This is a genomic window from Arthrobacter sp. 2MCAF15, from assembly GCF_052115605.1.
Taxonomy (GTDB): Bacteria; Actinomycetota; Actinomycetes; order Actinomycetales; family Micrococcaceae; genus Arthrobacter.
Genome location: NZ_JBFRGZ010000001.1, coordinates 183,393 through 197,549 on the forward strand (window position 1 = coordinate 183,393; position 14,157 = coordinate 197,549).

The 14,157-nt window shown below is 66.4% G+C and carries 14 protein-coding genes; 13 read left to right on the plus strand and 1 reads right to left on the minus strand.

The genetic code is table 11. From position 1 onward, the window contains the following. Positions 1–79: 79 nt before the first annotated feature. Genes AB4089_RS00775 through AB4089_RS00785 form a run of 3 tightly spaced genes read left to right on the plus strand, consistent with a single transcriptional unit; the run spans position 80 to position 3,277 of the window. Entirely contained in the window at positions 80–856 is a 777-nt protein-coding gene (locus tag AB4089_RS00775) for a glycosyltransferase (RefSeq protein WP_441407443.1), read from the plus strand. Between the two features lie 9 nt (positions 857–865). After that, a complete protein-coding gene (rfbB, locus tag AB4089_RS00780) occupies positions 866–1,864 on the plus strand; it encodes a dTDP-glucose 4,6-dehydratase (RefSeq protein ID WP_441407444.1) in 999 nt (332 codons plus the stop codon). Between the two features lie 3 nt (positions 1,865–1,867). Continuing rightward, entirely contained in the window at positions 1,868–3,277 is a 1,410-nt protein-coding gene (locus AB4089_RS00785) for a sugar nucleotide-binding protein (RefSeq protein ID WP_441407445.1), read from the plus strand. A 90-nt stretch (positions 3,278–3,367) separates the two neighbouring features. Here the strand turns inward: AB4089_RS00785 and AB4089_RS00790 are convergent, their stop codons facing one another. Further along, positions 3,368–5,896 carry a lysozyme gene (locus tag AB4089_RS00790; RefSeq protein WP_441407446.1) on the minus strand — a complete coding sequence of 843 codons (2,529 nt, stop codon included), beginning with the start codon at positions 5,894–5,896 and terminating at the stop codon, positions 3,368–3,370. A gap of 316 nt (positions 5,897–6,212) precedes the next feature. On the opposite strand from AB4089_RS00790, the gene AB4089_RS00795 reads away from it, so the two are divergent. From AB4089_RS00795 to ftsX, 10 genes are all read left to right on the plus strand, one after another. Further along, positions 6,213–7,436 carry a CpaF family protein gene (locus tag AB4089_RS00795; RefSeq protein WP_441407447.1) on the plus strand — a complete coding sequence of 408 codons (1,224 nt, stop codon included), beginning with the start codon at positions 6,213–6,215 and terminating at the stop codon, positions 7,434–7,436. Beyond that, positions 7,436–8,290 (plus strand): type II secretion system F family protein, encoded by an 855-nt coding sequence (locus tag AB4089_RS00800; RefSeq protein ID WP_441407448.1) that lies wholly within the window; start codon positions 7,436–7,438, stop codon positions 8,288–8,290. Before AB4089_RS00795 ends, AB4089_RS00800 begins: the two co-directional genes overlap by 1 nt. Before the next feature lie 8 nt (positions 8,291–8,298). Then, the gene (locus tag AB4089_RS00805) at positions 8,299–9,228 is read left to right on the plus strand and encodes a type II secretion system F family protein (protein ID WP_441407667.1); all 930 of its coding nucleotides are present in this window, start codon (positions 8,299–8,301) and stop codon (positions 9,226–9,228) included. Positions 9,229–9,418: 190 nt separating this feature from the next. Beyond that, entirely contained in the window at positions 9,419–9,670 is a 252-nt protein-coding gene (locus AB4089_RS00810; protein WP_441407449.1) for a hypothetical protein, read from the plus strand. A 39-nt stretch (positions 9,671–9,709) separates the two neighbouring features. Further along, entirely contained in the window at positions 9,710–10,099 is a 390-nt protein-coding gene (locus tag AB4089_RS00815) for a TadE family protein (RefSeq protein WP_441407668.1), read from the plus strand. Beyond that, the gene (locus AB4089_RS00820; RefSeq protein ID WP_441407450.1) at positions 10,080–10,529 is read left to right on the plus strand and encodes a hypothetical protein; all 450 of its coding nucleotides are present in this window, start codon (positions 10,080–10,082) and stop codon (positions 10,527–10,529) included. The genes AB4089_RS00815 and AB4089_RS00820 overlap by 20 nt, the downstream gene beginning before the upstream one ends. After that, positions 10,526–10,972, plus strand: coding sequence for a pilus assembly protein TadG-related protein (locus tag AB4089_RS00825; protein WP_441407451.1), 447 nt, complete (start codon positions 10,526–10,528; stop codon positions 10,970–10,972). The genes AB4089_RS00820 and AB4089_RS00825 overlap by 4 nt, the downstream gene beginning before the upstream one ends. Positions 10,973–11,112: 140 nt before the next feature. Then, a complete protein-coding gene (gene prfB, locus AB4089_RS00830; RefSeq protein ID WP_018775243.1) occupies positions 11,113–12,228 on the plus strand; it encodes a peptide chain release factor 2 in 1,116 nt (371 codons plus the stop codon). 192 nt (positions 12,229–12,420) lie between these two features. Further along, positions 12,421–13,242 (plus strand): cell division ATP-binding protein FtsE, encoded by an 822-nt coding sequence (gene ftsE, locus AB4089_RS00835; RefSeq protein WP_441407452.1) that lies wholly within the window; start codon positions 12,421–12,423, stop codon positions 13,240–13,242. Beyond that, the gene (gene ftsX, locus AB4089_RS00840) at positions 13,239–14,153 is read left to right on the plus strand and encodes a permease-like cell division protein FtsX (RefSeq protein ID WP_441407453.1); all 915 of its coding nucleotides are present in this window, start codon (positions 13,239–13,241) and stop codon (positions 14,151–14,153) included. Before ftsE ends, ftsX begins: the two co-directional genes overlap by 4 nt. The last annotated feature ends 4 nt before the right edge of the window (positions 14,154–14,157 follow it).

Here is a 14,157-nt window from a genome sequence, read left to right on the forward strand (position 1 = left end):
GACCTATCGATGATACGTGATTGCCTGGTACCGGCCGCTGGAACAGGAGTCGCCGCGGGAGTCCCTTAGAGTGGTTCGCATGAACGACGAGAGCGGCACCGGCGAACCGAAGATCAGGGTCAGCGTGTGCATGGCCACCTACAAGGGGGCTGACTTTGTCGGGGAGCAGATAGCGTCCATCCTCGCCGAGCTGGGTCCCGACGACGAACTCGTCGTCGTCGATGATGCGTCGCCCGACGACACCGCCGACGTCGTCGGACGCGTCGGTGATCCCCGGATACGTCTGGTCCGCTCACCGGTCAACCGCGGCTACGTGCGCAGTTTCGAGGAGGCCGTCCGGATCAGCCGGGGAGCGTACGTGTTCCTGTCCGACCAGGACGATATCTGGATTCCCGGCCGGGTGGAGCTGATGCTCGCGGCCATGTCCGATTCCCTGGTGGTCGCCAGCAATTTCGACATGCTGGGCGGCGGCAGCCGGCCCTGGATTCCGCGGCTGAAGTCCGCCGACTCGCGGCGCCACGCCGCGAACCTGTTCGCCATCCTGATCGGATACCGTGCCTACTACGGCTGCGGCATGGCCTTCCGCCGGGAGGCTGCGGGCTACTTCACACCGATTCCCGCCTACGTCCGGGAGTCCCACGATCTCTGGCTGGCCATCTGCGGCAATGAAGCGGGATCGATTGCCCACCTTGACGAGTCGACCATCTACCGCCGGATTCACGAGACCAACCAGACGCCGGCCGGCTGGCGGTCGCTGCCCAAGATCGTCGGCGCCCGCGTGATGCTCGTTCGGCTCATGGTTGAAGCCTTCCGGCGGACCCGCCGCGGTTCTGGGCAGGCAACGGCCGTTCGGTAAGCTGGCTTAATGCAGAAACTCCTCGTTACCGGCGGCGCCGGTTTCATCGGTTCCAACTTTGTCCACTACGTCCTGGAGAACACCGACCATCACGTCACGGTCCTCGACAAGCTCACCTACGCGGGCAATGTGGAGTCGCTGGCGGGCCTGCCTGCAGACCGCTTCACGCTGGTGCAGGGCGACATCTGCGACGCCGTTGTGGTGGAGAGCCTGGTGGCCGCGGCCGACGTCGTGGTCCACTACGCCGCGGAATCCCACAACGACAACTCCCTGCACGATCCGCGCCCGTTCCTGGACACGAACATCATCGGAACGTATACGCTGATCGAGGCCGCGCGGAAGCACAACAAACGCTTCCACCACATTTCCACCGACGAGGTCTACGGCGACCTCGAGCTCGATGACCCGGAGCGGTTCACCGAGAGCACACCGTACAACCCCTCCAGCCCGTACTCCTCGACCAAGGCGGGCTCGGACCTGCTGGTCCGCGCCTGGGTGCGGTCCTTCGGCCTGCAGGCGACCATCAGCAACTGCTCGAACAACTACGGCCCGTACCAGCACGTGGAGAAGTTCATCCCGCGCCAGATCACCAACGTGATCGACGGCATCCGTCCCAAGCTGTACGGCAAGGGCGAGAACGTCCGCGACTGGATCCACGCCAATGACCACTCCTCCGCCGTCCTGGCGATCATCGCCAAGGGCCGGATCGGGGAGACCTACCTGATCGGCGCCGACGGCGAGAAGAACAACAAGGACGTCGTCGAGCTGATCCTCAAGCACATGGGCCAGGCCCCGGACGCGTACGACCACGTGGTGGACCGGCCCGGCCATGACATGCGGTACGCGATCGACTCGGCGAAGCTCCGCGACGAACTCGGCTGGGAGCCGCAGTTCTCCAACTTCGAGGCCGGCATTGAAGACACCATCGCCTGGTACCGGAACAACGAGGACTGGTGGCGGCCGCAGAAGGCCGCCACGGAAGCCAAGTACAAGGAACAGGGCCAGTAGATAATGTCGATCGAGTTCTCAAAAAAGCTCACGGCACACCAAACCCCGATTCCCGGCGTCGTCCTCTACGACCTTCCGGTCCACGGTGACAACCGGGGCTGGTTCAAGGAGAACTGGCAGCGCGAAAAGATGGTGGCCTTGGGCCTGCCCGACTTCCGTCCGGTGCAGAACAACATCTCGTTCAACGAGTCGGCCGGCACCACCCGCGGCATCCACGCCGAGCCGTGGGACAAGTTCATCTCCGTGGCCACGGGCCGGATATTCGGCGCCTGGGTGGACCTGCGCGAAGGCCCGACGTTCGGCGCCGTATTCACCGCCGAGATGGATCCCAGCCAGGCTATCTTCATCCCGCGGGGCGTAGGCAACGCCTTCCAGACCCTGGAAGACAACACCGCGTACACCTACCTCGTCAACGACCACTGGTCCGCGGACGCACAGGGCCAGTACACCTTCCTGAACCTGGCCGACGAGACCGCTGCGATTGCCTGGCCCATTCCCCTGGAACAGGCCGAGCTCTCCGACAAGGACAAGGCGCACCCGCGGCTGGCGGACGTCACCCCGATGCCGCCGAAGAAGACCCTCGTGGTCGGCGCCAACGGCCAGCTCGGCAAGGCCCTGCGCAAACTCTACGACGGCGACCCGTCCGTAGAGTTCGCCGGCCGGGACGAGTTTGACCTCGGTAGCGAGGACGCCTTTGCCGCACGCAACTGGAAGAACTACTCCGCCATCATCAACGCCGCGGCGTACACCGCGGTGGATGCCGCCGAGTCGGCCGAAGGCCGCGCCGCCGCCTGGGCGCTCAACGTCACCGCCGTCGCCCGGCTGGCCCGGACCGCCGTCGAACACGACCTCACGCTGGTCCACGTGTCCTCGGACTACGTCTTCGACGGCACGCGAGCCAGCCACGACGAATCGGAGCCCGTCGCGCCGCTGGGCGTGTACGGCCAGACCAAAGCTGCKGGCGACGCCGTCGTCAGCGTGGTGCCGCGGCACTACATCGTGCGCACCAGCTGGGTGATCGGGGAGGGCAACAACTTTGTCCGGACCATGGCCTCGCTTGCGGACCGCGGCATAGAACCATCGGTGGTTGATGACCAGATCGGGCGGCTGAGCTTCACACAGGACATTGCCGCCGGCATCCGGCACCTGCTGGAAACGGACGCCGACTATGGGGTCTACAACCTCAGCAACGACGGCGAGCGGCAGTCTTGGGCGGACATTGCCGCGGACGTCTACGAGCTGGCCGGCAAGCCGCGGCACGCCGTGACCGGAGTCAGCACGGAGGAGTACTTCAGGGGCAAAACTGTTTCGCCGCGCCCGTTGAACAGCGCCCTCGAGCTGGACAAGATCAAGGCCACCGGGTTCAGTGTTCCTTCCGCGGCTGAGCGGCTGAGCGACTACCTCGGGTCCTGATCCGGCAGAGATCACCCCGGACACCCGGACGCAGAACGGCTCCCGCAATGCGGGAGCCGTTCTGCGTGGTGCGGATCTTGCCGTGGACCTCTAATAAGTGAGCGATTGGCAGCCCAGCAGGGAGTTGTTCAGGCTCAGCGCCGAGACCGCGACGCCGTAGGCGCAGACCCGGTACTGGCCGCGCTGGGTGATGGGGACCGCTGACGTGAAGCCGTGGTCTCCGACAGTGTCAAGGGCCCGGTTCACGTCCGCGCGCTTCAGGTCCGCCGTGAAGGCGTAGCCCTTCCTGATGCCATCAGGCGAAGTCACGTAGATGTGGTCCGGGATGGACTCGGCCGGGAAGGACGGATCGAGGGTCCAGCCCGACGCGATGATTGATGCTTTGCCACCGGAGACCTGGATCGAGGCTGAATCCAGGAAACCCATGGTGGCCGGGGTTGGGTCCGCGTCGATGGATTTGCACCCGAGGAGCGTGTTGCCGGCCGTGACCGGGGCGACGCCGATGGCGTAGGCGCATACGGAGTACCGCCCGGCGCGGGTCAGGGGGACGGACATCTGGAATCCGTGGTCGCCGACGGTGAACAGGGCGGCATTGACGTCGGGCCGTTTGAGGTTTGCCGTATAGGCGTAGCCGGGATTTGATCCGTCAGGAGACTGGACGTAGACGTGGACGGGCACGCTCTTCCACGGCTGCACGGGATCCAGCGCCCAGCCGCTGACCTGGAAATTCGCCGAGTTGGGTGCCTGCCTGAGCGAGAGCGAGTCGTAGGAGCCGAACGGTGCCGGGTTCACGTCGACATTTACGGATTTGCAGGACAGCTGCACGTTTGAGTTTTGCCCGATGCTGTAGACGCACGCGCGGTAGGTTCCTGGAACGGTGGCTTTCACCTGGTAGTCGAAGCCGTGGGCCAGCCCGAGGCCGGTCGCGTCGGCGACATCCTTCCGGGCGACGTTGGCGCTCATCCGGTATCCCGTGGTTTTTCCCGCCGGATCGGTGATGTAGGCATCGGCGTACGTGGAGGCCGCGGTGTTGGCGAGATCGGCCGCCCAGCCCTTGAGCTGCAGCGTGACCTGATCGGCCGTACGGACCTGGCCGAAGCTGTCGAAGGACCCGGTTGGGGCTTCCACACCCGTCGCCCGGAGCGATTTGCAGTCCAGGAGCGTGTTGCCGAAGGCTCCGATGGCGTAGGCGCACACTTTGTAGGTTCCGGAAGCCGTTATCCGGACCGTGCCGTCGAAGCCGTGCGACGCCCCGTAGCCGAGCGCCTGGTCCACGTCCGGCCGTGACTTGTTTGCCAGCCAGGGGTAGCCCGTGGTTTTCCCGGACGGGTCAGTAACGTAGATGTGCGTCTGGATCGACGACGCCACATTGGACAGGTCCGCGGACCAGCCCCGGGCGCGCAGGTAGACCGCGGCGCCGTCGCGGGTCATCGAGAGGTCGTCGAAGGACCCGGTGGGCAGGGGGGTTCCGGCGAAGCGCTGGAGCGAGGGATAGTCCCCGTTCCAGATATTGGAGTCACCCGTGAACGGCCCGGTGCTGCTGTACTGCCACATGCTGTAGACGCTCCAGCTGGAGGGGACCGCCCCGGCGATATCGGTGGCGGACAGCGGGTAGGACGCGACCCACAGCGGATAGTCGCCGAAGCCCGGCGCGTTGGCGGTGCACTGGTTCCACCACAGGGTGTTGGTGTAGATGACGGGGAGACGACCCGTGAGGGCCCGCATGGTGTTCCCGAAGTCACGCACCCAGGACGTCAGCTGCGCGGGTGACATGCCGTAGCAGGTGTTCCCGAAGTAGAAACCGTTGATGGTCCGGCCCGCATAGGGGTTGAACTCGAAGTCCAGGACAGGCGGCATGGTCTTGCCGTCGGCACTCCAGCCGCCACCATTGTTGACGAAGAACCGCGCCTGGTCGGCCCCGGAGGACCAGTTCGGGATCGCGAAGTGGTAGGCGCCCCGGATCATCCCGACGCTGCCGGCGCCCGCGTACTGGGCGCCGAAGGAATCATTGATGAAGTAGTTGCCTTCGCTGGCTTTGACGTACGCGAAGCGTGCGCCCATGTTCCACTGGCTCTGCCAGTTGACGCTCGTCTGGTGGCCGCTGACGTCCAGGCCCTTGACCCCGAACGACGGCGACCAGGTGCCCTGGGTGGTCAGCGTTTCGAGCGCGGCGGACTGGGTGGAGGCCTTAAGGAGTGGCGATGGCGCGCTGACCCGGGCGGAACGCTGGCCCATTTCGGCGCCGCCGGGGCCGATCGCCGCTGCCATTGCGGCAGGGTCCTTCGTGCCACCGGGCTGCGGCGCCGCCTGCGCCGCCTGCGCCGCAGCTTGCGTCGTGGATCCGGGAGCCGGCGCGGAGGGCGTTTTGGCAGGAGTGGCCTTGCCGGCCGCGGCAGCCGGCGCTGGAGCGGTGGTGGCCGGCGTGGTAGCGGGCGCAGGGGTGGCAGTGGGCGACGGCGGGGCGGGCTGCGAGGGCGCGGTGGCAGGGGAGGGCAGCGCAGGCTGCGCCGGTGCGGGCTGCGATAGTTCGAGGGCAGCTGCCGGAGACGGGAGGCCGGTGGCGGCCAGGATGCCGACGGCGAGGAGGATCGCCCCTGCACGGCGGTATCGGTGGCTCATGGGGATAGGTATTGTCCGCTTCATTTTCCGCTCCGGAGCACTGGCACAGCGTAGGATCCATGCCGCACGGGTCTCACGCCCGCGACGCTGCAATGAGAGCTGGACGGGCTAAGAGAATGTCTGACTTAACGCGCTCACCCTAACATCGGCCAACATGTGAGACCAGAGATTCAAGAGTTACCAAAGTGAATGTTGTGATGTTGAAACCTGGCGGTTATCCACATGCACGCCGCCGGCCCTTGTCCCGCCGGTTGCCCGCACCTAGTTTTAACCCAATCGCCCCTCTGAACTGGGGCGGCACTCATTGGGGGGCCACGTGGAGGCTGTACGCATTGTCGAGGACGAGGTCCGCGAGCTGATCCGCCGGCGGGGCCTTGACCCCCTGCGGCAGACCGGAGAAGTCCGGCGCCTTGTCGAGGCGGCGGTCAGCGACTACGACGAGCGGGCCCTCCTGGCGCCGCTGCCTCCGTTGGGTCCGTTGGAGTCCGCCCGGAGATTTGTCTTCGACGCGGTCGCGGGCTTTGGCGCACTCCAACCGTTCCTGGACGATCCGGGTATCGAGGAAATCTGGCTCAACGCGCCAAATGAAATCTATGTGGCGCGAAACGGCGAATCGGAACTGACCTCCGTGTCGCTGACGGACCAGCAGGTCCGGGACCTTGTGGAGCGGATGCTGAAAAGCTCCGGCCGTCGCCTGGACATGTCCTCACCCTTCGTGGACGCTGCCCTCCCGGACGGCTCCCGCCTCCACGTGGTGATCCCGGACGTCACGCGGCGTCACTGGGCCATCAACATCCGCAAGTTCGTCGTCAAAGCCAGCCGGCTGGAGCATCTTGTGGAGCTGGGGACGGTGACGCCGCAGGCGGCCAGGTTCCTCGGGGCGGCCGTCGCCAGCGGGCTCAACATCCTGGTCTCGGGCGCCACGCAGGCCGGCAAGACCACCATGCTCAACTGCCTCGCCGCGAGCATCGGCACCCGGGAACGGGTCATCACGGTGGAGGAAATCTTCGAGCTGCAGCTGCCGCTCCGCGACGTCGTAGGTCTCCAGTGCCGGCAGCCGAACCTGGAGGGTCAGGGGGAGATTCCGCTGCGGCGGCTCGTCAAAGAGGCCTTGCGCATGCGGCCGGACCGGCTGGTGGTCGGTGAAGTCAGGGAGGCGGAGAGCCTGGACATGCTGATTGCTTTGAATTCCGGCCTCCCAGGGATGTGCACCGTCCATGCGAACTCCGCGCACGACGCGGTGACGAAAATTTGTACGCTGCCGTTGCTGGCGGGCGAGAACATCTCCAGCGCGTTCGTCGTCCCCACGGTCGCATCCTGCATCGACCTGGTGGTCCATTGCAGCAGGCACGCCAACGGCCGCCGGCAAGTCACGGAGATCCTCTCACTGGGCCGCAGGGTGGAAAACGGGATTATCGAGTCTTCCATGGTGTTCACGATGTCGGACGGGCAGCTGCTGCCCAAGGCCAATTCCATGCCCGCCGCGGAAAAGTTTGCCCGTTCCGGGTACGACGTCGCGGCGCTGCTGGAGCAGCGCTGATGGCGCCGCTCCTGGGGATGCTGGGCGGGGCCGGCCTCCTCCTGATCTGGTGGTCCGCGTGGGAGAAGCCCGGGAGTGCGCGGCGCAAGCCTCGGACCAGCCGGCTTGAGGACCTCTTGCGGTCGGCGGGCATTGAAAAGGTCAGTGCGGCGGGGCTGCTCGCCTCGTGCCTTGGCGTCGGGGCGTTCACGACACTCGCATTCTTCGCAGTGACCGGTTCGTGGGCGATCTCCGGATGCTTTGGCCTGTTTGGCGGGTGGCTGCCGATGGCCATGGTCCGGTGGCGTGCGCGGAAGCGCACCGCTGTCCTGCGCCAGCTCTGGCCCGACGTCGTTGATCACCTGCGCTCAGCCATCAGGGCCGGACTGTCCCTGCCCGAAGCCCTTATCCAGCTGGGCGACAAAGGCCCCGTGGAGCTTCGCCAGGTGTTTGTGGACTTCGGTTCCGACTACCGTTCGGGAGGCCAATTCGATCCGTCGCTCACCCGGCTCAAGGACCGGCTGGCCGATCCCGTGGCGGATCGGATCGTCGAGGCACTACGGCTCACCAGGGAGGTGGGCGGTTCGGACCTCGGGCGCCTGCTGGGCACGCTCGCCGAGTTCCTGCGGGAGAGTGCCCGGACCAGGAGTGAGCTGGAGGCAAGGCAATCCTGGACAGTCAATGCCGCGCGCCTGGCCGTGGCTGCGCCGTGGATTGTGCTGGTGTTGCTGGCCAGCCGTCCCGAGGCCGTGATGGCCTACAACACCCCGCTCGGGGCGGCCGTTCTTCTGGGCGGCCTTGCTGTCTCCCTGGTGTCTTACGCGGTCATGCTGCGAATTGGTGCGCTGCCGGAAGAACAGCGGGTCCTCCGGTGACGGGGCTGATGGCGGGCGCCACGGTGTGCGGGGCCGTGCTCGGCGCGGGGCTCTGGCTGTTCCTGGTCCGGCTTCCGTTCATGCGCCCGACGACGTTTGTCGAACGCATCGGCCCGCAATTGAGAACCCACAACCTGGAATCCCGGCTCTTGCGGACCGCGCCAAGGAATGTCACCCCGTTTGGGCCGCTGGAACGGATCCTCCGCCCGGCGATCCGGGACGGCGTCAGGTCCCTGGGCCGGATCAACCTTGGCGCCACCGCGTTGAACCGCAGGCTGGCGCGCGCCGGCAGCGCCAAGACGGCGGTGGACTTCCGGGCCGAGCAGCTTCTGTGGGCTGCCGCCGGATTTGTCCTCGCCGTCAGTGCCGTGGCGCTCGCGGGCTCGGCCGGCCGCTTCAGCCCGTTCGTGGCGGTCGTGGCCGTGATGGGGAGCGCCGCTGGCGGGTTCCTGCTCCGGGACTACCTGTTGGGCGCGCACATCAAGAGACGGGAGGCGCTGATGATGGCGGAGTTTCCCAGCATCGCCGAACTGATGGCCCTGGCTGTCAGTGCCGGCGAAAGTGCCACCGGCGCGCTGGACAGGGTCTGCCACAGCGCCAGGGGTGAGCTGGCGCAGGAGTTTGCTCGTGTGCTCGCCGAGACCCGGTCCGGCAAGCCACTCGTCGAGGCCCTGCACGAGTTCTCGTCCCGGACCGACCAGGGGGCGCTGGTGCGTTTCGTTGACGGAATGATCGTCGCCGTCGAGCGCGGAACGCCCCTCGCCGACGTTCTGCGGGCGCAGGCACAGGACGTCCGGGACACAGCCAAGAGGGAGCTCATGGAGTCCGCCGGCAAAAAGGAAATCGGCATGATGGTGCCGCTGGTCTTCGGGGTCCTCCCGCTGACGGTCATCTTCGCGGTCTTCCCTGGCCTGGCCGCGATCAGCCTCGGACTCTAGGAAGCCGGATCCAAGAAAAGTCACATGACGAGGGAACAGGATACGAGAACGTCCCGCACGCCCGGACGGGCGAGCCTGGGCTGAAGCGCACGCTCTGCCAGCGAAGCATCACGAAGTATCGGATCCGAAAAATCAGGACTGCAGAAAAAACTGAAAACCAAGTAACCAAAAAACCAGGAAAGAGGACACGGTGAAGAACTTCGGAACTCGGGTGGCGCTGGTGGCTTGCGCTCTCGGCATGTTGACCTGGTGGTCTCCTGCGACGCGGTTGAGGCAGGAGGACCACGCCGAAAAGGGCGTCCATCATCCCCAACGAGGAGACGTCCCCGGCTGGGTGATGATCACCCTCATGTCGGCGGTTCTCGTGGCCGCCCTGCTGGCCCTCGCCGGCCCGGCACTCGAGGGACTCTTCAACCAGGCCATGGACAAGGTCGGACAGTAGCCGGTGGCAGCCCGGGGCCAGGGGAGCGGGCGCCAAGGCATCGAGCTTCAGGACGGCCAGGGAGCTGAGCGCGGCGCCGCCGTGGTGGACTTTGTGCTGATCGGCTCGTTGCTCACCTTGCTCTTCCTCGCGATCGTCCAGCTCACCTTGGTCATTCACGTCCGGAACACGCTGATTGATGCCGCCGCCTCGGGCGCCAGATACGGAACGTTGGCCGACCGCAATGACGGGGACGCCAGGGACCGGACCGTCCAGCTGATCACCGCGGCGCTCAACCCCGACTTCGCGCGGGACGTGGCTACCAGCGAATCGACTTATCAGGGCATCCGCACACTGGAGGTGACCGTCCGGGCGCCATTGCCGGTCATCGGCTTCATCGGCCCCCGGGCGCTGCTGGAGGTGAAGGGCCATGCGGCAAACCAGCCCTGACCCTGAGCGCGGCACGTCGCCGGAACAGGGGAGCGCCGTGATCGAGTTCGTCTTCCTCTCCGCGCTGCTGATGGTGCCGCTGGTGTACTTCATCATCACCGTGGGCCAGATCCAGGGCGGCTCGTTCGCGGTGGTCGGCGCCGCCGACCAGGCCGCCAAGGTCTACGTGGCCCAACCGGATGCCGCAACCGGCCGGGCCGCCGCCGAGCAGGCCGTTCTCCTGGCGCTCGCCGACTACGGTCAGCCGGCGGAAAATGCGAGCATCGACACCCGCTGCGCGCCTGCGGACTGCCTGGCTCCCGGCTCGGCGGTGACGGTTACAGTCCACCTGACGGTTCCCCTGCCCTTCGTGCCCTTCAGCGACGCGCTGCATCTGAATGCGAGCGAGCTCAGTGCATCGGCAACCCAGCTTGTGGGCAGGTTCCGGTGAGCATCGAAATCCGCCGGGAGGAGGGCCAGGTGGTCGTGCTGAGCATCGGCTTCATCCTGATTGCCCTGCTGGTCGCGACCGTCGTGATGGCCGCCTCCAGCGTCTACCTCGAACACAAGAAACTGCTCTCCCTCGCGGACGGGGCCTCGGTGGCAGCCGCGGACAGCTTCACCCTCGGCCAGCTGGGCAACGCCGGCGGCACGCCGTCCGCGGTCCTGAGCGGGGCCCGGGTGCGCAGCGCCGCCGTCGACTATCTGGGCCGCAACGGCGCGTTCGGACTCTTCAGCGGCCTTACCGTGGCGCCGTCCACAGGCAGCCCGGACGGCGCCACCGCCGTCGTGGTGCTCAGCGCAGCCGTCCACCCGCCGGTCGTGAACTTCCTGGTGCCGGACGGCATCCGGATCGAGGCGACGTCGACGGCGCGGTCCCGCCTCTCCCGCTGAGCCGCCCGTCCACCCCCTGTTGCCCTGTCACTTTGGGCTGCCAAACCGGTCTTTTGGCAACCCAGAGTGATAGGGCAACCGGCTACAGGGCAACGCGGGCGGTCGGGGGGCTAGGACACATAGCGTAGGCTTAAAAAACCATGGCAAACATTGATTTTCCCGCTGAAATCCGCGCGCTGCGGGCCACCTATGCGTCCATCGAGAACGTCTCGAACGTCGAGGCGCTCAAGGAAGACATCGCCGAGCTCAGCGAGCGGGCCGGTGAACCCAACCTGTGGGATGACCCCGCCGCGGCGCAGGTCATCACCTCGAAGCTCTCGCACAAGCAGACAGAGCTCGAGCGGCTCAACAAACTGGTGGCCCGGATCGACGACCTCGAGGTCCTCGTGGAACTCGGCCAGGACGAGGACGACGCCGACTCCATGGGCGAGGCCGCCGCGGAACTCGAATCCGTCCGCAAGGCCCTGGCCGACCTCGAAGTCGTCACGCTGCTCTCCGGCGAATTCGACGAGCGCGAAGCCGTGGTGACCATCCGGGCCGGCGCTGGCGGGGTGGACGCGGCGGACTTCGCCGAAATGCTGCTGCGGATGTACCTGCGCTGGGCCGAACGCCACGGCTACCCGACCACCATCATGGACACCTCCTACGCCGAAGAGGCCGGGCTGAAGTCCGCCACCTTCGAAGTCAAGGCGCCCTACGCCTTCGGCACGCTCAGCGTCGAGGCCGGCACGCACCGCCTGGTCCGGATCAGCCCGTTCGACAACCAGGGCCGCCGCCAGACCTCCTTCGCCGCCGTGGAAGTGATCCCGCTGATCGAGCAGACGGACTCCATCGACATCCCGGACAACGAGATCCGCGTGGACGTGTTCCGCTCCTCCGGCCCCGGCGGCCAGTCGGTCAACACCACCGACTCCGCGGTGCGCCTGACCCACATCCCCACCGGCACCGTGGTGTCGATGCAGAACGAGAAGTCCCAGCTGCAGAACCGCGCGGCAGCCCTGCGCGTGCTGCAGTCCCGCCTCCTGCTGCTGAAGAAGGAACAGGAGGACGCGGAGAAGAAGGCGTTCGCCGGCGACGTCAAGGCCTCGTGGGGCGACCAGATGCGCTCCTACGTCCTGAACCCGTACCAGATGGTCAAGGACCTGCGCACCGAGCACGAGGTCGGCAACACCTCGGCCGTGTTTGACGGCGAAATCGACGATTTCATTGACGCCGGCATCCGCTGGCGGACGGACAACCGCAACGCCGAGAAGTAGGCCCGCGCGTCGATTGGCGCCCCCGCTGGCAGGTCCCTGACAATCGCGCGACACGCCCCGCCGTTCCGGCGGTTCCACCAGGGCCCGTGCGTATAGTCGAGGGGCCGGAGCTCTACTTCCCCCAAACGAAAGCCCTTGCCCCGGCGGCAGAATCGGGCCCCCGCGGCCTCCTCCTGCAGGGTACTTAGGGCCATGATCCGTTTCGAAAATGTCACCAAGGTCTATGACCAGAAGGCGCGGCCGGCGCTGGATTCGATCAACCTTGAGATCGACCGTGGCGAATTCGCCTTCCTTGTCGGCGCCTCCGGCTCCGGCAAATCGACGTTCCTGCGCCTGGTCCTCAAAGAGGACCGCGCCTCCTCCGGCGCCGTCTACGTCGCCGGCCAGAACGTCGCCAACATCTCCAGCTGGCGCGTGCCCCGGCTGCGCCGCGGAATCGGCGTCGTCTTCCAGGACTTCCGGCTGCTGCCGCAGAAGACCGTCTTCGCCAACGTCGCCTTCGCCATGCAGGTCATCGGCAAGAGCCGCAGCGTCATCCGCGACACCGTCCCGGAGGTCCTGAAGACCGTAGGCCTTGAAGGCAAGGAAAACCGGCTCCCGCACGAACTCTCCGGCGGCGAGCAGCAGCGCGTGGCGATCGCCCGCGCCGTCGTGAACCGTCCCGGGATCCTGCTGGCCGACGAACCCACCGGAAACCTTGACCCCACCACCTCCATGGGCATCATGGGCGTGCTGGACAAGATCAACCAGAACGGCACCACCGTGGTGATGGCCACCCACGACGACGACATCGTCAACGAGATGCGCAAGCGGGTGGTGGAGCTCAAGAACGGCGTCGTGATCCGCGATGAGGCCAGAGCCCTCTACACCTCCATGATTCCCGTCGTTGGCCAGTCACGCCGGCTGCGCGACGCCAGCGGCCGCGACGAGCCGCCGCCCGCGGCCCCGCCTCGGGCCGGCTCACGCGCCGAAGCCCGTGCCGAGGTCCGCGCCGCAGGGGAGGCCCAGGCGTGAGGCTTGCATTCATCCTGAGCGAGATCGGCAGCGGCCTGCGCCGCAACCTGTCCATGGTGATCTCCGTGATCCTGGTGACCTTCGTGTCGTTGACCTTCGTTGGCGCCGCCGGCATGCTGCAGCTGCAGATCAACCAGATGAAGGGCTACTGGTACGACAAAGTCCAGGTGGCCATCTTCCTCTGCAGTGACGGTTCGACGGCGCCCGGCTGCGCCACCRGCCCGGCCACGCCGGAGCAGGAGGACAACCTGCGCAAGCTCCTGCAGTCGCCCGCGGTGGCCCAGTACGTCAACGACTTCCAGTACGAGTCCAAAGACGACGCGTACAAGCACTTCAAGGAACAGTTCTCCAATTCCCCGATCGTTGACTCCGTGACCCCGGACCAGCTTCCGGCCTCGTTCCGGATCAACATGAAGGACCCGGAGAAGTACGAGATCATCAGCGAGACCTTCTCCTCCCAGGCCGGTGTGGAGACCGTGATCGACCAGCGGCAGCTGCTGGAGCGGCTGTTCTCGGCCATGAACGCGGCGTCCCTGGTGGCCGTCAGCATCGCCGGCGTAATGATCATCTGCGCCATCTTGCTGATCGCGACCACCATCCGGCTGTCCGCGTTCAGCCGCCGCCGGGAAACAGGCATCATGCGCCTGGTGGGCGCGTCCAAGATGGTCATCCAGCTGCCGTTCATCCTCGAAGGCGTCATCGCCGCAGTGATCGGCGCGGCGCTTGCTTCCGGCACCCTGTGGGCCGTGGCCCACTTCTTCCTGGGCGAGGTCATGTCCAAGCAGTATCCGGACACCGCGTTCATCTCGCCCGGCCAGACCCTGATCCTGGCGCCAGCCCTGATTGGCCTGGGCGTCGTCCTGGCCGGAATTTCCTCCCTGCTGACCCTCCGCCGGTACTTGCGGGTCTAGCTTT